This is a genomic window from Amycolatopsis sp. GM8 (assembly GCF_021653975.1).
In the GTDB taxonomy this organism is placed as follows: domain Bacteria; phylum Actinomycetota; class Actinomycetes; order Mycobacteriales; family Pseudonocardiaceae; genus Amycolatopsis_E.
The window spans coordinates 1,065,349-1,085,122 of the sequence record NZ_JAJKFK010000003.1 but is presented as its reverse complement, the minus strand read 5'-3'; the positions used below and the strand labels follow the sequence as shown (position 1 = coordinate 1,085,122).

Annotated in this window: 19 protein-coding genes; 8 read left to right on the top strand and 11 right to left on the bottom strand. The window is 69.8% G+C overall.

Annotation, left to right across the window (positions count from 1 at the left end; translation table 11 throughout):
• Positions 1 to 32: 32 nt before the first annotated feature.
• Both LOZ83_RS18545 and LOZ83_RS18540 read left to right on the top strand, forming a co-directional pair.
• On the top strand, positions 33 to 1,649 hold the full coding sequence (locus tag LOZ83_RS18545; RefSeq protein WP_236792047.1) for a thiamine pyrophosphate-binding protein: 1,617 nt from the start codon (positions 33 to 35) through the stop codon (positions 1,647 to 1,649).
• 17 nt (positions 1,650 to 1,666) lie between these two features.
• A complete protein-coding gene (locus tag LOZ83_RS18540; RefSeq protein WP_236792046.1) occupies positions 1,667 to 2,683 on the top strand; it encodes an NADP-dependent oxidoreductase in 1,017 nt (338 codons plus the stop codon).
• A gap of 10 nt (positions 2,684 to 2,693) precedes the next feature.
• Here the strand turns inward: LOZ83_RS18540 and LOZ83_RS18535 are convergent, their stop codons facing one another.
• From LOZ83_RS18535 to LOZ83_RS18495, 9 genes are all read right to left on the bottom strand, one after another.
• Entirely contained in the window at positions 2,694 to 3,425 is a 732-nt protein-coding gene (locus LOZ83_RS18535; protein ID WP_236792045.1) for a FadR/GntR family transcriptional regulator, read from the bottom strand.
• Between the two features lie 567 nt (positions 3,426 to 3,992).
• Positions 3,993 to 4,388 (bottom strand): nuclear transport factor 2 family protein, encoded by a 396-nt coding sequence (locus tag LOZ83_RS18530; RefSeq protein ID WP_236792044.1) that lies wholly within the window; start codon positions 4,386 to 4,388, stop codon positions 3,993 to 3,995.
• Positions 4,389 to 4,446: 58 nt separating this feature from the next.
• Positions 4,447 to 5,325: an acyl-CoA thioesterase II gene (locus tag LOZ83_RS18525; RefSeq protein ID WP_236792043.1), complete on the bottom strand. Its 879-nt coding sequence runs from the start codon at positions 5,323 to 5,325 to the stop codon at positions 4,447 to 4,449.
• Positions 5,326 to 5,329: 4 nt separating this feature from the next.
• Positions 5,330 to 5,761 (bottom strand): Zn-ribbon domain-containing OB-fold protein, encoded by a 432-nt coding sequence (locus tag LOZ83_RS18520; protein ID WP_236792042.1) that lies wholly within the window; start codon positions 5,759 to 5,761, stop codon positions 5,330 to 5,332.
• The gene (locus tag LOZ83_RS18515; protein WP_236792041.1) at positions 5,758 to 6,945 is read right to left on the bottom strand and encodes a lipid-transfer protein; all 1,188 of its coding nucleotides are present in this window, start codon (positions 6,943 to 6,945) and stop codon (positions 5,758 to 5,760) included. Before LOZ83_RS18515 ends, LOZ83_RS18520 begins: the two co-directional genes overlap by 4 nt.
• Before the next feature lie 131 nt (positions 6,946 to 7,076).
• Complete coding sequence (locus LOZ83_RS18510; protein WP_236792040.1) at positions 7,077 to 8,069, bottom strand: DUF2889 domain-containing protein; 993 nt, start codon at positions 8,067 to 8,069, stop codon at positions 7,077 to 7,079.
• A 109-nt stretch (positions 8,070 to 8,178) separates the two neighbouring features.
• Positions 8,179 to 8,385 carry a hypothetical protein gene (locus LOZ83_RS18505; protein ID WP_236792039.1) on the bottom strand — a complete coding sequence of 69 codons (207 nt, stop codon included), beginning with the start codon at positions 8,383 to 8,385 and terminating at the stop codon, positions 8,179 to 8,181.
• Positions 8,386 to 8,398: 13 nt separating this feature from the next.
• A complete protein-coding gene (locus LOZ83_RS18500; RefSeq protein WP_236792038.1) occupies positions 8,399 to 9,523 on the bottom strand; it encodes an amidohydrolase family protein in 1,125 nt (374 codons plus the stop codon).
• A 96-nt stretch (positions 9,524 to 9,619) separates the two neighbouring features.
• Positions 9,620 to 10,555 (bottom strand): enoyl-CoA hydratase/isomerase family protein, encoded by a 936-nt coding sequence (locus LOZ83_RS18495; RefSeq protein ID WP_236792037.1) that lies wholly within the window; start codon positions 10,553 to 10,555, stop codon positions 9,620 to 9,622.
• A 124-nt stretch (positions 10,556 to 10,679) separates the two neighbouring features.
• Here LOZ83_RS18495 and LOZ83_RS18490 point away from each other — a divergent pair, with 124 nt between their 5' ends.
• The 5 genes from LOZ83_RS18490 (at position 10,680) to LOZ83_RS18470 (ending at position 16,472) form a co-directional block, all read left to right on the top strand.
• Positions 10,680 to 11,441 (top strand): TetR/AcrR family transcriptional regulator, encoded by a 762-nt coding sequence (locus LOZ83_RS18490; protein WP_236792036.1) that lies wholly within the window; start codon positions 10,680 to 10,682, stop codon positions 11,439 to 11,441.
• A gap of 120 nt (positions 11,442 to 11,561) precedes the next feature.
• Positions 11,562 to 12,371 (top strand): enoyl-CoA hydratase-related protein, encoded by an 810-nt coding sequence (locus LOZ83_RS18485; protein ID WP_236792035.1) that lies wholly within the window; start codon positions 11,562 to 11,564, stop codon positions 12,369 to 12,371.
• A gap of 143 nt (positions 12,372 to 12,514) precedes the next feature.
• Complete coding sequence (locus LOZ83_RS18480; protein ID WP_236792034.1) at positions 12,515 to 14,959, top strand: CaiB/BaiF CoA-transferase family protein; 2,445 nt, start codon at positions 12,515 to 12,517, stop codon at positions 14,957 to 14,959.
• A 35-nt stretch (positions 14,960 to 14,994) separates the two neighbouring features.
• Positions 14,995 to 16,131 (top strand): amidohydrolase family protein, encoded by a 1,137-nt coding sequence (locus LOZ83_RS18475; RefSeq protein ID WP_236792033.1) that lies wholly within the window; start codon positions 14,995 to 14,997, stop codon positions 16,129 to 16,131.
• An 11-nt stretch (positions 16,132 to 16,142) separates the two neighbouring features.
• On the top strand, positions 16,143 to 16,472 hold the full coding sequence (locus LOZ83_RS18470; protein ID WP_236792032.1) for a DUF4286 family protein: 330 nt from the start codon (positions 16,143 to 16,145) through the stop codon (positions 16,470 to 16,472).
• Positions 16,473 to 16,482: 10 nt separating this feature from the next.
• Here the strand turns inward: LOZ83_RS18470 and LOZ83_RS18465 are convergent, their stop codons facing one another.
• Positions 16,483 to 18,021 carry an AMP-binding protein gene (locus LOZ83_RS18465; RefSeq protein WP_236792031.1) on the bottom strand — a complete coding sequence of 513 codons (1,539 nt, stop codon included), beginning with the start codon at positions 18,019 to 18,021 and terminating at the stop codon, positions 16,483 to 16,485.
• Between the two features lie 95 nt (positions 18,022 to 18,116).
• Between LOZ83_RS18465 and LOZ83_RS18460 the strand changes: the two genes are divergently transcribed.
• Positions 18,117 to 19,286 (top strand): thiolase family protein, encoded by a 1,170-nt coding sequence (locus tag LOZ83_RS18460; protein WP_236792030.1) that lies wholly within the window; start codon positions 18,117 to 18,119, stop codon positions 19,284 to 19,286.
• Between the two features lie 202 nt (positions 19,287 to 19,488).
• On the opposite strand, the gene LOZ83_RS18455 is transcribed toward LOZ83_RS18460, so the two are convergent.
• Positions 19,489 to 19,773 (bottom strand): hypothetical protein, encoded by a 285-nt coding sequence (locus LOZ83_RS18455; RefSeq protein WP_236792029.1) that lies wholly within the window; start codon positions 19,771 to 19,773, stop codon positions 19,489 to 19,491.
• Position 19,774: the final 1 nt, after the last annotated feature.

Sequence of the window (19,774 nt, the reverse complement as noted above, 5' to 3'; positions counted from 1 at the left end):
GCGGGTTCCCCCGACGAGGAGAGCGACATCAGATGAAGGCATACCAGGCACTGGCCGCCGAGCTGGTCGAGCAAGGTATCCACACCGTGTTCGGGCTGATGGGTGACGCGAACATGCAGTTCGTCGCCCATTACTCCGGAGCGTTGGGGCAGCGGTTCGTCGGTGCCACTCACGAGGCGGGCGGCGTCGGAGCCGCGGACGGCTATTTCCGGATGACCGGCGAGGTCGGCTTCGCCAGCGTGACGCACGGCCCGGGGATCACCAACACCGTGACCGCGCTGACCGAGGCGGCGCGCAACCGCAGCCAGATCGTGGTCCTGACCGGCGACACCCCGCCGGTGCGCACCTGGACCCAGATGATCGACATCGGCGCGGTGGTGGCGCCGACCGGCGCCGGTTACGAGCGGGTCTATTCCGCCGAGTCGGTCGTGTTCGACCTCCGGCGGGCGCTGCACCGGGCGCGGACCGAACGCCGTCCGGTGGTCCTCAATCTGCCGTACGCGCTGATGCAGGGCGAGGCCGACGCGCCGCAGAATCGGGTGCCGGCCGCGACTCGGGTCGTGGACGGCACGCTGGAAGAGGAAACGCTCGAAGGTGCGCTCGACCTGGTCGCCGGCGCGAAGCGCCCCATCATTCTCGCCGGCCGCGGGGCCGCGGCCGCGGGGGCGCGCGAGGATCTGCTGGCCCTGGCGGAGTTCCTCGGCTGCCCGGTCGCCACGACACTGCTCGGCCGCGACCTATTCGCCGGGCACCCGCTCAACCTGGGGATCTGCGGGAGCCTGGCGTCCAGCGTCGGCACCGAGATCCTGATGCAGTCCGATTGCCTCCTCGTCTTCGGCGCCGGGCTCAACCGCTACACCACGTTCATCGGGGAACTGACGCAGGGCAAACGGATCCTCCAGGTCGACACCGACCTGACCAACGTGGGTCTCTACACCCCGGTCGACCACGTGGTCCACGGGGACGCGGCGGTCGTGGCCCGGCGGCTCACCGAGGTGCTGAAGGAAGCCGAGTTCGAGGGCTCGGGGTGGGGCCGGAAGTTCAGCGAGCGGCTGACGGCCTACCGCCCCACCGACGACTTCGAAGACAAGTCCGCAGGCGGCTGTGTCGACGTGCGCTCGGCCGTGGTCCGGCTCGACAAGATCCTCCCGGCGGATCGCAATGTCGTCACCGACGTCGGCCGGTTCATCATGGCCGCCTGGCGGTTCATGACCGTCACCGACCCGCTGCGCTTCACCCACACCAGCACCTTCGGCTCGATCGGGCTGGGGCTCGGGACCGCGATCGGCGCGGCCGTCGCGGCGCCGGAGCGGCTGACGGTCGCGATCATGGGCGACGGCGGCTTCATGATGACCGCGGGGGAGCTCAGCACGGCGGCCCGGCACAAGGTCCCGCTGCTGGTCGTGGTGCTCAACGACGGTGCCTATGGCGCCGAGTACAACAAGCTCAAGGGCCACGGCGACGACCCCGACTTCTCGCTCGTCGACTGGCCCGACATCGCCGAGGTCGGCGCGGCGATGGGGGCCCAGGTCCTGAAGGTCACCCAGCTCGACGAGCTCGACCAGGTCGCGAAGCTGGCGCAGGACCTCCAGGGGCCCCTGCTCGTCGACGTCCGGCTCGACCCGAGGCTCGACGTCGGGCACTGGTGAGCGGAGAGGGGGTTCCGGTGAGCGAAGGTGCGACGAAGCCGTACGCGAGGTTCGTGCTCGCCCGTCATCCCGTCGGCCTTCCCGTGCCCGAGGATTTCCGACTGGAGCACGGGGAGGTGCCCGAGCCGGGGGCGGGGCAGGTGGTCGTGGAGCACACGCACCTCGGGCTCGCGCCGGCCGCCCGGGTGCGGATGACGCCGGCCTTGCCTGGCGAGGCGGTGAAGCTGAACCTCGGCGAGACCGTCTACGGTGCGGCGTCGGGCAGGGTGATCGCCTCGAAGAACCCCGAATTCCCGGTCGGGACCCACGTTGCCTCGGTCGATGGTGGCTGGCAGACGCACGCGATCTCCGACGGCGCCAATCTCACGGCCATCGACCTCGATCTCGCGCCCGCGAGCGTGTGGATGGGGCTGCTGGGGATCAGCGGGTTCACCGGCTATGTGGGGCTGGAGGAGATCGGGCGGCCGCGGCCGGGGGAGACGCTCGTGGTCTCCGCGGCGGGCGGCGCGGTCGGGTCGTTCGTCGTCCAGATGGCGAGGCTGCGCGGGGCACGCGTCGTGGGTGTCGCCGGCGGGCCGGAAAAATGCCGTTTCGTGGAGCAGAAGCTCGGTGCCGCGGCATGTGTGGACCACCGGTCCGCTTCCTTCGCCGAGCAATTGGCGGACGCCTGCGCCGGTGGTGTGGACGTCTACTTCGACAACGTCGGCGGCCGGGTCCGGGACGCGGTGTGGCCGCACCTGAACGAGTTCGGGCGGGTCGTGGTGTGCGGCCAGGTGTCGCAGTACAGCCTCACCGAGCCGGAACCGGGACCGGGCTGGTACGAGATCATGCTGAAGCGGCTGCTCGTGCAGGGCTTGTTCTGGCGCACCCACCTGGACCGGATGGCGGACTTCCACCGCGAGGTCGGCGGCTGGGTGAAGAGCGGCGAGGTGGTCGCCCTCGAGGATTTCGTGGACGGTCTCGAATCGTGCCCCGCCGCGTTCACCGCCATGCTCGAAGGCCGCTACACGGGAAAAGTCGTGGTCAGGCTGTAAGTCCGGTGCGTCAGTGTTGCCGGTCCGCGTATTCGAGTGTCCACTTCGAGATGGCGTCGAGATGCCGGGCCATGACCGAGGTCGCGCGCTCCACATCGCCGGAAATGAGGGCATTGTAGATCGCCAGGTGCGCGCGATGGCTCGCGCGCGCGTCCGCGGTGACCACCTCCTCGCTCGCCGGCTGGCTCCGGGCCTCGTTCACGAACTCCGACTGGAGCTCCATCAGGATCTCGGCGAACAGTCCGATGGCCGAGTTTCCACTGAGGTCGGCCAGTTCGAGGTGGAAGCTGCGCAGGAAACGGGTCGACCCCGCCGCCTTGGTGGCGTCGACCTCCGCGTCGAGGATCCGGCGCAGCCTGTCGGTGACCTGCGGGTCGCGTGCTCGCTGCGCGACCAGGCGGACGCAGCTCAACTCCAGCACCCGGCGGGCCTCGACGACGGTCTGCACGTCCGCGCGGCGATAACGCAGGTACAGCGCCGCGGCGCGGCGGACGGCGCGCGCGGGCGGAGCAGCCACGACCAGACCACCGCCGGGGCCGCGCCTCATCCGCGCGGTCCCGTGGTGTTCGAGCAGCCGCACCGCCTCCCGCAGGACCCCGCGACTCACGCCGAACTGCTCGATGAGGGAGGCTTCGGAGCCGATGATCTCACCGATCGGCCAGCCCGCGTCGACGATGCGCTGTTCGATCTGCTCCGCGATCTGCTCGGCGAGCTTGACCCCGTCCCCGCTGGCCTCGGTCATTGCGATTCCGTCCCGTCGCAACACCGAGTCCTGAGCCCAGCTCGGTTAGGGGATCCTCTATGCAGAAGCATAGTTCATTGTAGAGGAGCGGCTCACGAAGAGGATCCCTAGTGTCACCCCAGGTACTTGCCGAACCACTCCAGGATCCGGTCCGGGTGGCGCTGGAACCACAGGTAGCCGTCCCAGCGGGCTGCTGCTCGACGATGACCATCGGGGTGAGGAGTAGCGGCGCGACCAGGCATCGCACGTCCGCGAAGGCGGCGTGGTCGAGAGCCATCGCGTTGAACGTGGCGTGGGCGCCCATGCAGCGGCTGAACAGCCCGAGCGTCATGCGCGCCAGCTCGGGGCGTGAGCGCACGTAGGCAAGTGAGCCGAGCACGTCACGCGCTTCGAACCGGGCGTTCGATGCCATCCCGCCATTCGCCGCCGCACTCAGTCCGGAATTCCGGAAATCGAACGTCAGCACGGATGCGCCGCCATGTCGACGCGCCGGTCGAGGTGGGGACCCTCGCGAACCGGGCGGGCATGAGCGTGGCCTCGTTCCGCCGGCTGAGCCGGCGACGGGCCTCAGTCGGGCTGGTTCACGCGCTCGGTGATGCGCCAGCCGTCGGCGGTCCGCCGGAGTTTGTCGCGGTAGGTGGCGAACATCTTGATCTGTGGCGTGGCATTGGTCGAGGTGACGAACATGAAGTACGACACGGCTTCGGCCTGGTCGCCGTCGACGGTCACCGAGACCGGGGTCGTGACGTGCCGGTTGTGCGAGCCGATACCGGTCGTTCCCGAGTCCCGGCGGCCTTGCGACGCGGCGATGATCTCGTCGAGCCCGGTTTGTGTCTTGCCCCCGCCCGTCCAGGTGGCGTCCTGGGCGTAGACGCGGTCGTAATCGGTGAGCTTCCCCTCGTCGGCGAGGAAGGCGGCGAGCAGGAGCACCGCGCGGATCTGGGCGTCGTCATCGGAGGGCATCGTTGCGGCTCCCTGTTGCGTGCGAATGGCGCGACTGACGGAATTATATCAGGATCCTCTAGGGTGATCGGCGGATCAGCGCTTCCTGCGTGACCGACGCGACGAGCTCGCCGTCGCGGTCGAAGACCAGACCGCGGCACAGGGCGCGGCCGTTGCCCGCCCAGGTGCTTTCCTGGTCGTAGAGCAGCCATTCGTCGGCACGGAAGGCGCGGTGGAACCAGACGGCGTGATTCAGGCTGGCGAACACCAGCCCCGGACCGCCGACGAACCGCGCGTGCGGCGCCAGCGCGACGCTGAGCAGCAGCACGTCCGAGGCGAACGCGGTGGCGCCGAAGTGCACGAGCGGATCCGCCGGAAGTTCTTCCGGGGTACGGAACCAGAAGCGCTGCCGCGGCTCGGAGGGCTCGCCGCGGACGGCGGCCACCCGGCGCAATGGGCCGTCGAAACGGATGTCGAGCGGCACGGCCTTCGTCAATCCCCGGAACCACGCGAGGTCATGCTCTCCCGCCGCGGCCATCGTCTCGTGCCCGGGCGGGAGCGTGTCCGGGTCGCGCCCGTGCGCACGGGGTATCTGGTGCGACCAGCCGTCCTCACGGTCGTGGAACGAGGCCGTGAGGACGAAGAGGTCCTTGCCCGCCTGCCGCGCCGTGACCTGCCGGGCCGAGAAAGCGCTGCCGTCCCGGATGCGATCGACGTGGTAGTCCAGCGGCTGCGCGGCGTCCCCGCCGAGCAAGAAATGGGCGTGCAAGGAGTGAGGCAGCCGGCCTTCGCCGACGGTCCGGCCCGCCGCGACGAGCGCCTGCCCGAGCAACTGCCCGCCGAAGACGCGTGGCGGGCCCGCACCCCGGACGCCGGCCCGGAACACGTCCTGGCCGGCGTCCTGCAAGGTCAGCAGCGTGGCGACGCCGGGTGCGGCGCTGCCCGCCACGACCGTCACGGTTTCAGCTCACCGGGCGGAAGAGCGGGATCTTCCAGCCGTCGGCGATGGGGGAGAAGAACACCTCGACCCGGTCGCCGATGGCCACGGTCGCGGGATCCGCCCCGACGATGTTCGACACGAGCCGGGCGCCGGGGGCGTCCGGCAGGTCGAGCACGGCGGCGATCATCGTGATGTCGGGGATGCCGGGAAACCCGTGCAGCACCGAGAAACTGAACACCTCGGCGACACCGGAGAGCTCCGTCCACTCGACCTCGCGGGACTGGCACTCCGGGCAGAACGGCGTGGGCGGCAGGCGGAAATGGCCGCACTCGCCGCACTTCGGCGCGACGAGCCGGTCCTCCTTCGCGGCCTGCCAGAACGGTTCGGTGTAGCCGTCGGTGGTGATGTTGACCTTGTCGGCGGGCAGGGCCGCGGACGTCACGGGCGCGCTCATGCGGCCTTCCCGAGGATCAGGCCCGAGACGGGCAGGTGGGCGGGACCACCGGTGACGAGCGCGAGCTCGGCGTCGGCGACCTGGTTGATCGCGGTGCCGCGCATCTGCTCGACACCTTCCTTGATGTGGGTCATGCCGATGATGTAGGCCTCCGACAGCTGCCCGCCGTGCGTGTTGACCGGGATCGAGCCGCCCTTGTACCGCAGCGCGCCGGACTCGACGAACGGGCCGCCTTCGCCCTTCTTGCAGAAGCCGTAGTCCTCCAGCTGCATCAGGACCATCGGGGAGAAGTGGTCGTAGATCAGGGCCACGTCGATGTCGTCCGGGGTCACCCCCGCGCGGCCGAACAGGTGCTTGGCCACCGGCGCGTGCCCGGAGGAGGCGAAGTCTTCCCGCGGCATCCCGTACCAGCCGAAGGCGCGGCCCCAGTCGCGGTGCCCGCCGTGCGCGGCGGCGACGACCGGCACCGGCTTCTGCTTGAGGTCCTTCGCGCGCTGCGCCGACGTCGTGATGACCGCGACCGCACCCTCGGTTTCGAGGCAGAAGTCCAGCAGGCACAACGGGTCCGCGATCATCCGGGCGCTGAAGTAGTCGTCCTTGGTGATCGGGTCCTTCATGATCGCCTTCGGCCGGTTCGCCGCGTTGAGCCGCTGCGAGATCGCGATCTCGGCGAACGCTTCGCGGCGGGTGCCGTAGTCGTGCATGTGCCGTCGCGTCAGGACCGACATCATGTGCCCGGGACCGGACAGGCCCGACGGCTGCACGAAGGAGCCGAGCGGGCTCGGCGGCCTGATCGCCATGACCTGGCCGAGCCGGGCCTTGACCTGCTGCAGGGCCATCACCGTCACGACGACGTTGGCGTCCCCGGCGACGATCGCCGCGCGGGCCAGTCCGATCGAGCCCGCGGCACCGCCACCACCGGCGGTGAGTGACGCGGAGAACGTCACCTCGGGGATGCCGAGGGTCTCCATGAACTCGGCGGTGTCCATCGCCTGGCCGTAGCCGCCGCCGGCGCCGGAGTAGTAGGCGAACCCGTCGATGTCAGTGACCGACAGGCCGGCGTCCTCGCACGCGGCGAGAATCGCGCTGCCGGCGAGTTCGGTGATCGTGCGGGGGTGCGACCGGCCGCGGCGGTAGTACTCGGTGGCGCCCACGCCGACGATCGCGACGTCCCCGGCCGTCATGATCGGCCGCCGCGGGGGTGGGCGGTGTGCTGTGACGTCATCGTCGCCTCCACGTTGTGCTGCCGGTCCGGGTGCTCCCGGACCGGGGTGTCCAAGTTCGTCCAGTTAGGACGGTGCGCCGCCGGCGACCGTCACGCGATCGCGTCGCGCAGGAAAGGTGCGTCTTCGAGGGCACGCAGGGTGTCGTTGAGGTGGGTGCAGGTCGAGGTTCCGGTGAACGTGTTCCGCACGTGCGTACGCAGGCCGGCCAGCGGCACGCCCGCCAGCCGTCCGGCGCTCGCCACGGCGGCCGGGCACTCGACCCAGGGCAGTGCGTGCGGGGTCGCCTCGCAGGAACGGATCCGGTCGCCGTCGAACTCGACGTCCACTGTGTACTCGTGGATCAGGGTCTCCACCCCGTCCGGATCCATGTAGGAGTCGCGGAACAGAACGTCCACTCCGGACTCCGTCACGTCCATCCGGCGGTGCCGGCGCATCCCGTGCGAGGGCAGCGGCGGCAGTTCGTGCCATGCCCACGGGTCCGAAGTGGTCAGGGGATGGGCCGGCGGTCCCGTGACGAGGGGACCCCGTCCGGTGGCGTCGAAGCTGTTCATGATGGTTCCGCCGTCGGCGAACCCCGCGCACATGTCGCGCCCGAAGGCCGGGCGGCCGGCGAGGTTCAGCGGTCCGTCGGGAGTGCGCGCCTGCCCCGCCACATAGGAGTGGCCGGACACGAGCGTCGTGACCGGGACGTCGTCCATGAGCTGGTGCAGCAGGCCGGGCAGGTCCGGATCGGCCGCGAGCACCCGGGCGCGGAATCCCGAACCGGTACCGGCGCCGGTCAGGGACTGCAACGCCGGGCGCGGTGGGTCGGTGGTCAGCTCCTGCAGGATCCACCCGCCGAGGAAGTCGACCTTCGCGGTGTATGCCGCGCGGCCGATTTCCACCGGGGTGCCGTCGGCGCCGGTGCGCAGGTCACGCCCGGAGCCGACGAGCACGAGCGGTCCCTCGAGCCCGTCCGGCCGCAGCATGTCCGTGGTGACCGTGCGGCGCACGGAGCGCGGCGCGCGCTCCGGCGTGCCGCTGGTCGGTTCGTGGGTCCCGTGGCGCGGGTGCAGCGGGCCGAGGAAAACCGTTGTCCCCAAAATGCCTTCATCTCCCGGGCGTCCCGACGAAAATGTCGTTTTCAGTAGACGCCCGTGTGGTCCGGTTGTCAACGTGCTGATCACGACAGGCGGGGCCTGCCGTGCCCGGTCACCCGATGCTGCCGGTGTGCCGCCGCGCCAGCCGCAGGCCCTCTTCGCGGCTCGGCGCGGTGGTCTCCCACTTCTCGCAGGAGCAGGCGACGACGTAGACGCCGTCGTCGCGGGGGATGACCGACTGTGCCACGCATTCCCCTTGGTGGTTCGCCACCTCGTGGAGGAACTCCGTGGGCGAGTCGTGCAGGAGGTTGTCGCTCATGGCTGCCAGGCTCTCAGACCGCCGCCGGGACGGCCGGTGTGTGCGGGAAGAGCTCGCGGTACGCGCCGACGGTGATGCGCTCCTTGAGCTTCGGCTCCACCGAGTCGAACAGGTCGTGCAGGGTCTGCTGGGTGTGCCCGTAGGTGCCTTCCATGTGCGGGTAGTCACTGCCCCACATGACGTTGTCGTAACCCATGTACGCCGCGGCGGCCACCGCGGACTGGTCGTGCTGGAAGGACGCGTACACCTGCGAGTAGATGATCTCCCGCGGGGTGCGGTTCAGCTTCGGGCGCACCGCCATGTAGTGCTGCCGGTAGCCCTCCTCGATGCGGTCCGCGATGAACGGCACCCAGGTCGCGCCGCCTTCGGAGACCAGCACCTTGAGGTCGGGGTGGCGGTCAAGGGCGCCCGAGGCGACCATCTTCGTCACCGCGCGCTGGCCGCTGAAGGTGGTCTCGGTGTAGTTCAGCACGGCGCCGCCGGGGCCGCGGTGCGTGACGCCGGCCCGGCCGCCCGCCGCGAGGTCGATCGGGTCGGTGCCGATGTGGAACGCGAGCACGATGCCCGCCTGCTCGGCGACCTCCCACAGTGGCTCCCACTCCTTGCGGTTGTAGTCCACCTGCAGCGGGTGCGGGGTCGTCGGCAGGAACACCGCCTTGAACCCGATCTCCGCGATCCGCTCCAGCTCGTGCACGGCGTCGTCGATGTCCAGAGTGGACACCTGCGCGGTCGAGATCAGGCGGGGCTGGGCCTTGTCGATGGTTTCGTACGCCCAGTCGTTGGAGACCCGCAGCGCCTCGCGCAGCACCTCCGGGGTGCGGAACGACGAACTCCACATGCCCAGTGACGGGAAGACCAGCTCGCTCCAGATGCCCTCCTGGTCGAGGTCCTTCATGCGCAGGTCGATGTTGCCCGCGCCGGGCGCCCGGGTGCTCGCTTCGCTGAACGCGACCTGTGCGGAGGTGGGCAGCTTCCGGCGGAACGACATCCCGTCGATGTGCACGGTCTCCCACTCGCCGTCCGGGTCCTTCTCCGCCCGCGGCACCAGTTCCGCCAGCCGTGGCGGCAGGTTGTCGCGCCACAGCTCCTCGGGCTCGAGGAAGTGCGAGTCGCCCGAGTTGGCCCAGATCTTGTCCATCGTGTACTCCCGTTCAAAGCCTGTGTCGGCGCCTCGCAACTGAAAACGCCATTTTCACTAAGATGCGCCGTGCCCGGGAGTTTGTCAACCAGGGGATCAGGCGGTGGTGGCCGGCACGATCTCGTCGACCAGGCCCCACTCCAGCGCCGTCGCGGTGTCCAGTGGCACACCCGACAGTGCGAGGTAGCAGGCGCGCCAGCGGCCGACCCGCCGCGGGATGCTCACCGTTCCGCCCGCGCCGGGGATGAGGCCCATCGCGACCTCCGGCAGCCGGAACGTCGTGCCCGCCGCCGCGACCACGCGTCCCGCGAACGCCGGCAGCTCGATCCCCGCCCCGACGCACGCGCCGTGCACCCGCACCTCCGTCCGCGCCGCCAGCCGGTGCAACAGCCGTCCCGCGCCGTGCCGTGTCCGCACGAAATGCGCCGTGACCAGGTCCGGGGTGGTGCCGAACTCGTCGAGGTCGCCGCCCGAGCAGAACGACGGGCCGGCGCCGGTGAGCACGATCCGCTCGACGCTCGGGTCCAGTTCGGCGAGGCGCAACCCCTCGACAAGCGCGTCGCGCACCTCGCGGCCGTAGGCGTTGCGGCGCTCGGGGCGGTTCAGCGTGATCGTGAGCAGGGCGTCGTCGCGGTCGAGCAGCACCGGCTCGGCCGAGGGCGGCGGCAGCGGGCGGGGACCGCGCTTGTCCAGCCACTTCTGGAACTCCGGGCCGCCCAGCAGGGTCGAGTACGCGAACGATTCGAGGTCGAGCGCCGCGTCCACCTCGGGCACCCCGGCCCGCAGCACCTGGGCGAGGACCTGCGCCGCCCGCGGGTTCGCCTCGGCGGCGGCGCGCAGGTCCTCGGCCTCCGCCGCGGGATCCTCGACGCCGACGAACTCGCGGCTCGTGGCGGCCTCTCGCGGCACGAGCGTCACGTCGAGCGGCGCGGCCAGTTCCGGCGCGCCCGGCTCAGTGGCGACGCCGACGACGAGGCGATCATCGGGGCCCGGGCGATCGCGCGGATCGACGATCACAAGTGGCTCGGTCATCGCCCCAGCGTATCGGCGGTCAGCCGGGATCGCGGTCGCGCTGAGGTAGAGTCCTTCCCACGTCTACACAGCGGGGTCACCTGACGCAGCACCATGACCGCCGGCGCCGCGAGGAGGGAATGGCGTGACCAAGCCCAGTGCCAAGGCTGCCCCGAAGCGGCGTCAGCGCGGCTCGATCAACGCCGACGACATCGTGGCGGGCGCGTTCGAGGTCGCCCGCGCCAGCACACTCGACCAGCTGAGCATGCCGATCCTGGCCGAGCACCTCGACATCGGCGTCACCAGCATCCACTGGTACTTCCACAAGAAGGAAGAACTGCTCAACGCCATGACGGACCGGGCGGTGGACAAGGTCGTGCGGCTGACGCCGGAGGTCCGGTCCGAGGACACCTGGCAGCACACCCTGGCCGCGCATTTCCGTGCCCAGCGGGAGATCCACCGCGAGGACGAGGTGCTCTCCGACCTCCTGCTCATCCGCACCAGCACCTACAGCCGCGACGCGGCCCGCCGGATGTTCGAGGTGATCGAGGCCATCGTGGCCAAGCTCGTCGCGGACGGGTTCACCCCGGACGACGCGCTGAAGGTGTACAACGCGATCGGCGTCTACACGCGCGGATCGATCATCCACGCGCGCATCCTGCGGCTGTCCCACGCGCCGACGACCGACACCGCGCGGCAGCGGCGGATGATCGACGACTGGACACCCATGCCGGTCCTGGACGGCCTGCTCGACCGGCACACGCTTTCCGGCACCGACGACGAGGATTTCGACTTCGGTATCGGCCGGCTCATCTGCGGGTTCGAAGAGCTGCCGCGCGAACAGGGTGAACGACGGAAGTCCGCGTCCGCCAACGGATCGGACCCGAGGAACGCGACCGCGAGCTGAGCTGACCGCGTTCCTGTCATCCGCGATTCCGGTGTGCCGCTCACAGCGGAGATCCGGGGGTCTTGACGACCGCCCGGTACTTTCGTTGAATAAGCTAACTGATTAAGCAGGGGAGCGAGCATGAGCGAGCCGGAGCCGGCCACCGACCCGGTGCTGGTGCAGCGCCGCGACCACGTCATGGTCATCACGATCAACCGCCCGGCGGTGCGCAACGCGGTCAACGAGGCCGTCTGCCAGGGGGTGGGCGACGCGATCACCGAGGCGGAGCGCGACGACGAGGTGCGCGCGATCGTGCTCACCGGCGCGGGTGACAAGGCGTTCTGCGGAGGAGCCGATCTCAAGGCGATCTCGCGCGGCGAGCGGATTCTCCCCGAAGGGGAGCAGTGGCAACGGTGGGGGCTGGCGGGGTTCGTCGGCCGCTACATCGACAAGCCGACGATCGCGGCCGTGAACGGTGTCGCGCTGGGCGGCGGCGCCGAGCTCGCGCTGGCGGCCGATCTGGTGATCGCGGCCGACAACGCGTCGTTCGGGCTCCCCGAGGTGAAGCGCGGGCTGTTCGCGGCGGCGGGCGGTGCGTTCCGGCTCGTTGCGCAGGTGCCGGCGCGGATCGGTCTCGAGCTGCTCATGACCGGTGAGGCGATCGACGCCGACCGGGCGCTCGAGCTGGGACTGGTGAACCGCGTGGTCCCCGCCGCGCGGGTGCTCGGCGTGGCGATGGAGCTGGCCGCGAAGATCGCTGCCAACGCCCCGCTCGCGGTCCGGGCGAACAAGCGCATCGCACTCGGCTACTCCGGTGGCGACCGGCCGCACGAAGCCCGGCTGTGGGAGCTGACGGCGAAGGAAATGGCGGTCGTGAGCGTTTCCGAGGACGCGAAGGAAGGTCCGCGGGCCTTCGCCGAGAAGCGGTCACCCGTCTTCAAAGGGCGCTGAGTAAACCGGGTTTCCGCGGGTCCGGCTAAACAGTTAGATTAATACTTTACATGAGAAGAGGATCCTGATACACCTGGAGTCGGCCGTCACGTAGGGCCCGCTGAGGTCTTCCCGATCATCCCGCGCAACGAGGAGCTGGTTGGATGAGTGGCCCGTTGGACGGCCTGCGTGTCGTCGAGATCTCCGACACCATCGCCGGCGCCCAGGCCGGCCAGTTCCTGGCGGACCTGGGCGCCGAGGTCGTCGCCGTCGAACCGCCGGGCGGGGGCGTGCTCCGGCGCGCCGCGGCGTACCCGTTCCTGGCGCGTGGCAAGAAGAGTGTCGTGCTCGACCTGCACGAGCCCGCCGACGCCGACGTGGCCCGGGGCCTCGCGAGCGAAGCCGACATCGTGATCACCACGGTGCGGCCCACCACGCTGGAGCGGTTCGGGCTCGACCACCCGGTGCTCTCGGCGCTCAACCCACGGCTGGTCTACGGCTCGATCACCGGCTGGGGCCGGACCGGCCCGTTGCGTGACGCCAAGGGGTACGAGGGCATGGTGATGGCCAAGCTCGGCATCCTGACGAACGCCTTCGGCAAGGCGTCCGTGCGTCCCGGGCCCACCTTCGCGACCGTGCCCTACGCGTCGTACAGCGCCACGCAGGCTCTCCTGCAAGGGATCTTCGCCGCATTGTACGAACGTGAGACCAGCGGGCTCGGGCAGCTCGTGGAGACCAGCCTCGCCAAGTCGCTGTCCGGGCAGGATCCCTGGAACCAGGCCAACACGCTGATCGCCCAGCGGTTCCCGGACGCGTTCCTGGTGAAGCCGCCGGTGTCCGACGACGGCGTGCCCAACTACAACTTCACCTACTTGCTGCTCGTCGCGATGACCAAGGACGGGCACTGGCTGCAGTTCTCCCAGACCCAGCCGCACCTGTTCCGGGCGTTCATCCGCTCGTGTGGGCTGGAGTGGATGTACGAGGACCCGCGGTGGAAGACGCTGCCCAACTTCGAGCCGGTCCGAGATCGGATGGAGTTCTGGAACATCCTGCTGACCGAGGTTCGCAAGAGGACCCTCGCCGAGTGGGAGGCGGTCTTCGACGAGGATCCGAACGTGTCCGCGGAGACCTTCCGGCGGGGGAGCGAAGTGCTGCACCACCCGCAGATGCGGTTCGGTGGCCACACGGTCACGATCGAGGACCCGGAACGGGGCGCGGTGCTGCAGCCGGCGGCGCTGGTGCGGCTGTCCGGCACGCCGGCCGTGCTCGATCGCGGCGCGCCGCGGGTCGACGAGCACGGTGCCGAACTGCGAGCCAGGGCCGTGGCGGCCCAGCGCGAACACGTCGTCGCCGACGCGAACCTCGATGGCGGCCTCCCGCTGGCCGGTGTCACGATCCTCGAACTCGGTACCTTCTACGCCGCGCCGTTCGGGGCGACGGTGCTCACCGACCTCGGCGCCCGGGTCATCAAGATCGAGCCGCCGGCGGGCGACCCGATCCGTTTCCTGCAGCCGTTCCCGGAGGCGGGCGCGCTGAAAGTGCTGCAGGGCAAGGAATCGGTCGCCCTCGACCTCGGTGCGCCCGAGGCGAAGGAAATCCTGGAGAAGATCGCCGCCACGGCGGACCTGGTGCTGTGCTCGTTCCGGGCGGGCGCCGCCGAGCGGCTCGGGGTCGGCGCCCAGGACCTGCTCGCCCGGCACCCGAACCTGTTCTACCTCAACGCTCCCGGCTATGGGGTCGACGGGCCGTACGGCCACCGGCCGGCGTTCGCGCCGACGATGTCCGCGGGTTCGGGCATGACCATGCGCAACGCGGGCTCACTCGTCCCCGAGGACGACACCGACGACCTCGCCGTCCTGCGGGCACGGTCGATCCAGCTCAACGCCTCCGGCACGGGCTCGGCGGCCCAGCCCGACGGGGTCGCGGCGCTCACGGTGGCCACGGCGCTGACGCTCGGCGCGTACTTCCGCAAGCGCGGCGTCGCGGGTCAGCACGCGCTCACCACGATGCTCAACTCCTGCACGCACGCGCTGTGCGAGGCCGCGATCGAATACGCGGACAAGCCGCAGCCGCCCACGGCCGACGCGGACGGTTTCGGGTTCGGCCCGCTCTATCGGCTGTACGAAGCTTCCGAAGGCTGGGTTTTCCTTGCTGCTCCGACGAAGCGCGACTGGGCGAACCTGATCGCGCAGCCCGCGTTCGCCGCACTCGCGGAGGATCCCCGCTTCGTGGATGCCGACGCGCGCGCGGCGCACGCGAGTGAACTCGCCGACGCCCTCGCCGCGGTCTTCACCACCCAGAAGGCCGCCGAATGGGAACGCGACCTGCTCGCCGCCGACATCGGCTGCGTCGAGGCCGACAAGCGGAGGCCGGAGCAGAACTATCTCGGCGAGTTCGGCCAGGAGCACGATTACCTCGTGACCGTCGACAGCCCCATCCTCGAGGAGTACCCGCGGGTGGGCCCGCTCGTGGGTTTCTCGCGCTCGGAGACCGTCGCGACCGTGGGCTGCACACTGGGGCAGCACACCGAGTCGGTCCTGCGCGAGTACGGCTACGACGACGAGGCGATCGCCGACATGGCGGCCCGTGGAGTCATCGTCACCGGCTGACGGGTTCAGGACTACCGAACGAGGGAGGAAGGATCATGGCGATCCCCAAGAAGATCTGGGCGAATTCCGGTGACTCGCATTTCGTCGAGCCGGAGGATTTGTTCGAGCAGCGGTTGCCGAAGGCGCTGGCGGACCGGATGCCCAAGAGCCAGAAGTTCGACGGCTACGAGATCGTCACCGTGGATGGGCAGGAGTTCAAGCGGAACATGCCCAGGCCGGGAAATACCGGCGACACGATGAGTGACCTGGTCAACAAACGCGCCCCGGGGGCGAACGACCCGATGTTGCGGCTGCGGGATCTTGACGAGGAAGGCATCTGGGCGGAGGTCACGTTTCCCTCGATCGGGATCTGGGCGAGCTCGATCAAGAGCCGCGACCTGATGGCGGCGGGGGTGGCGGCGCTGAACGATTGGGCCAAGGAGTACATCATGGCCGCGTCGCAGCGGTTGGTGCCGACGGCTTCGATTTCGCTGCTGGATGTCGAGGATGCGGTGGCTGAGGTGCGTCGGGTCGCGGATCTCGGGTTCCGTGCGGTGTTTCTGCCGACGGCGGTGCCGCCGGGGCAGAAGCCGTATCACTACATCGACTACTGGAATCCATTGTGGACCGCGATCGAGGAAACCAATCAGGTCCTCGCGTTCCACATCGGCACCGAACCCCATGACGCCAGCAAGTTCAACGGGGTGGTCTTCCACGGTCCGGGCGGTGCGGTGCTGAACTACACCCAGACCACGTGGGGTGGTCAGGTCGCGACGATGCAGATGATCACTTCGGGTGCGTTGGAGCGGCATCCGGATTTGAAGATTCTGGTGTCTGAGGGTGGTGCGACGTGGGGTCCGTTCCTGGGTGACCGGATGAATGAGGGCTACCGCCAGCATGGGATGTATGTGCGGCCGCAGTTGTCGAAACCGCCGAAGCAGTTCCTGTACGAGCAGGTCTACGCGTCGTTCCAGCATGATGAGTCCGCGGTGGGGGCGATGCAGTATCTGGGGTGGAACAACGTGATGTGGGGTAGTGACTACCCGCATCTGGAGGGTACCTACGGGCACACGCAGAAGACGTTGCACGAGCTGTTCGACGACGTGCCCGAAGCGGTGCGGAAGCGGATCACGGTGGGCGCGTTCCAGGATTTGTTCCCGGAGGTCGGGCCGCCGCCGGCGGATGAGTTCTGAGGAGTGGGTGGATGAGCACCGCGATGTTCCTGGCCTGGACGAGCCCGGTGAGTGTGGAGGCGGAGGACGAGTTCAACGAGTGGTACACCAACACTCACGTTCCGCAGGTCCGCGAGCACGTTCCCGGCATCACCGACGTCCAGCGCTACACGGTCCTGGGCAGCGGCGGCGAGTCCGGGCCTCGCCGGTACGTGTGCTGCTACATGCTGGAGGGCAGCGACCCGGCGGCCGCGGCGACGGCGCTCGCCGCGGCCAGTAAGAACGGGCTGCTCGACATGACTCCGGCCATGGACATGACCGGCATGGCCCCGGAGGTGCACTTCCTCACGCCCGTCGAGTGACCCTGAGGCGTCACCGCTTGGTGAAGAACTCACCGGACCGGCGTTCTTCGACGTCCTCCCGGACCCGGCGCCGCAGGAGTTTCCCTGTCGGAAGCCGGGGAAGCTCGTCGGTGAAGGTGATCTCGCGTGGGCACTTGAAACCCGCCAGGTGCTCCTGGCAGTGGGCGAACAGTTCGTCGGCGAGCGCGCGGCCGGGCTGCGCGGCGGGATCCGGCTGCACGACGGCCAGCACCCGTTGTCCCATCTCCTCGTCCGGCACGCCGATCACCGCGGCGTCGAGGACGTTCTTGTTGCGGCACAACGTGTCCTCGATCTCCTGCGGGTAGATGTTCACGCCGCCGGAGAGGATGAGGTCGACCCGGCGGTCCGACAGGTAGAGATAACCGTCCGCGTCGAGGTGGCCGACGTCGCCGAGAGTGCTCCAGCCGCGGTCGTTGAACGCGCCCGCCGTCTTCTGCGGATCGTTGTGGTAGCTGAACTTGGCGGTGCCCTCGAACCAGATGGTGCCGATCTCGCCGGGCGGGAGCTCGTTCCCGTCGTCGTCCACCACGTGCGCGGTCCCGTAGCTCGCCCGCCCCACGGAACCGGGGTGGGCGAGCCATTCCTCGCTGCCGATGGTGAAGAAACCGTTGCCCTCGCTGCCCGCGTAGAACTCGCGCACGATCGGGCCGAGCCAGTCGATCACACCGCGCTTGACCTCCGCCGGGCACGGCGCGGCCGCGTGCACGACGACCCGCAGGCTGCTGAGGTCGAACCGCCGCCGGTCGGCCTCGGACAGCCGGAGCAGCCGCCGCATCATCGTCGGGACGAACTGCACATGCGTGACGCGGTGGCGCTCGATCAGTGCGAGCGTTTCCAGGGCGTCGAAGCGTTCCATGACGACCGCGGTGCCACCGGCACGCTGCGCCGCCATGGACCAGGCGAGCGGCGCCGCGTGGTAAAGCGGCCCGGGGGAGAGGTAGACGGTGTCGGCGCCGAAGCCGAACAGGGTGCGCATCAGGCCGTCGAAGGTGCCCGGGGTGCCGACCGGGACGCGGACGGCCTCGCGGGCGATCCCCTTCGGATGTCCGGTCGTCCCCGACGAGTAGAACATCGAAAACCCTTCCCAGGCTTGGGGAAGGCCGTTCGGCGCGCCGGTGACGGGCGGCGGCTCGGTGCCGATCTCCAGCAGTGTCACCGAAGGCACGTCCTTGGCGATGCGCTGGGCGAGGCCGGCGTGGGCCGGTGACGCGAGCAGCACGGCCGCACCGCAGTCCGCGACGATGTACGCGGCTTCTTCGGCCGTCAGGTGCCAGTTGACCGGCGTGTAGTAGAGGCCGGTGCGCTGTGCCGCCCACGCGATCGGGAACAGCTGGGCCTCGTTGCCGAACAGCAGCGCGATGTGGTCGCCGAAGCGGAGGCCTTGCGCGGCCAGGAGTGCGGCGGCCCGGTCCGTCTGCGCGCGCAGCTGCCCGTAGGAAAGCGTGCTGCCGTCCGCCATGACGAGCGCGGGTTTGCCGGTGGGTGCCGCTGCGCCGAGCGTCGCGGCCGCGTGGTCGGTGCCGGTCATGCGTCGATCCTATGCAAACAACTAACTAGTTTACAGCTTTATCCTGATTAAACTACTGTCGAGGAGACCAGTCCCGGAGTTCAGTGAGGTGCCCGGTGTCCCAAGCCGTGATCGTCAGCGCGGTCCGTACGCCCATCGCGACCGCTCGCAAAGGCACGTTGAGCGAGACACCGGCCGAAACGCTCGCCGAACACGTCGTCGCCGAGGCGGTGCGCCGTTCGGGCCTGGCCGCCGCGGAGTTCGACGACGTGATCCTGGCCGAGGAGATGTACGGCGGCGGTGACCTCGCCCGGCATGCCGCGGTGGCCGCGGGCATGATCGGGGTCGGGGGCCAGGCGGTGAACCGGCACTGCGCCGGCAGCCTCACGAGTGTCGGCAACGCGGCGGGATCGATCATCGCCGGGATGGACCGGGCGATCGTCGCCGGCGGGGTGCAGAGCTCGTCGCTGGGCCCGGCCCTGTCGTGGCGCATCCCGGGCACCGCGGACACCGAGACGAGGATGCCGCCCACCTTCCCGGCGTCCGCGGACGCGAACGACGACGTGTCGCTCACCGTCGGCTGGAACCTCGCGGTCAAGTACGGCCTCAGCCGGGAAGCCATGGACGCGTGGGCGGTGCGCTCGCACGCCCGTGCGGTGGCCGCGATCGACGCCGGCAAGTTCGACGACGAGATCGCCCCGATCAAGGTCACCACGAAGGACGGCACGGTCGTCGAATTCGCCGTGGACGAGCATCCGCGCCGTGATTCCACTTTGGACAAAGTGGCGGGGCTCAAGCCGCTGCACCCGGAGATCGAGGGCTTCTCGATCACCGCGGGCAACGCGTCGGGCATCAACGACGCGGCTGCCGCGCTGGCGCTGACCAGCGACGGCTTCGCGAGCGAGAAGGGGCTCACCCGGCTCGCGACGGTCCGGGCCTGGGCGGCCGCGGGTGTCGAGCCGAAGTACACCGGTGATGGTGCGCTGGCGGCGATCCGGAAGGTGCTGTTCCGCGCCGGGCTCTCGATCGGCGATGTGCACCTGTGGGAGATCAACGAGGCGTTCGCGTCCGTGCCGGTTGCCGCGTGCCAGGAGCTGGGCATCGACGAGGAGCTGGTGAACATCTATGGCAGCGGCTGCAGCCTGGGCCACCCCGTCGCGGCGAGCGGCGCCCGGATGCTCGCCACCCTGACGCACGAGCTCCGCCGCCGCGGCGGCGGCATCGGCGTCGCGGCGATGTGCGCCGGCGGCGGCCAGGGCGGTGCCCTGGTTATCGAGGTGGGCTGAGGCTCCGCGCGCCTCCGCGGGCGGCGGTGGTTGGTCGCGGCATGGTGGTGGCCCGACCACCGCACCCGTGCGGGTGGCGGTGGTTGGTCGCGGCACGATGGGGGTCCGGGATCATCCAGGTGGCCTGAGGCCCCGGGCGGCCTGTGCGGGTGGCGGTGGTGGTCGCGCCACGAGTGGCCTGAGGCTCCCCGCCGCGCGGCCGTCAGCCGAGGCGCAGGATCTGCGTCCGCGTGATGGCGGCCGCGCGCTGTTCCTCCAGCGCCAGCCGGCGCGGGTCCGACAGGTACCCATCGAGGGCGGCCTGGTCCCGAAGTTCGATCACCTGAACCTCCAGTGGCTCGTCGTCACTGGCGCGAACGACGGTCTCACGCGTGACGAGTCGTCCACTGTGCTCGCCAAGTAGCGGGAGAACGGCATCTTCGTAGCGTCGTAGGTCCGCGTCACGTCCCTCGGCGGGCCACAACAGCACACAAAGCCGGATAGTCATG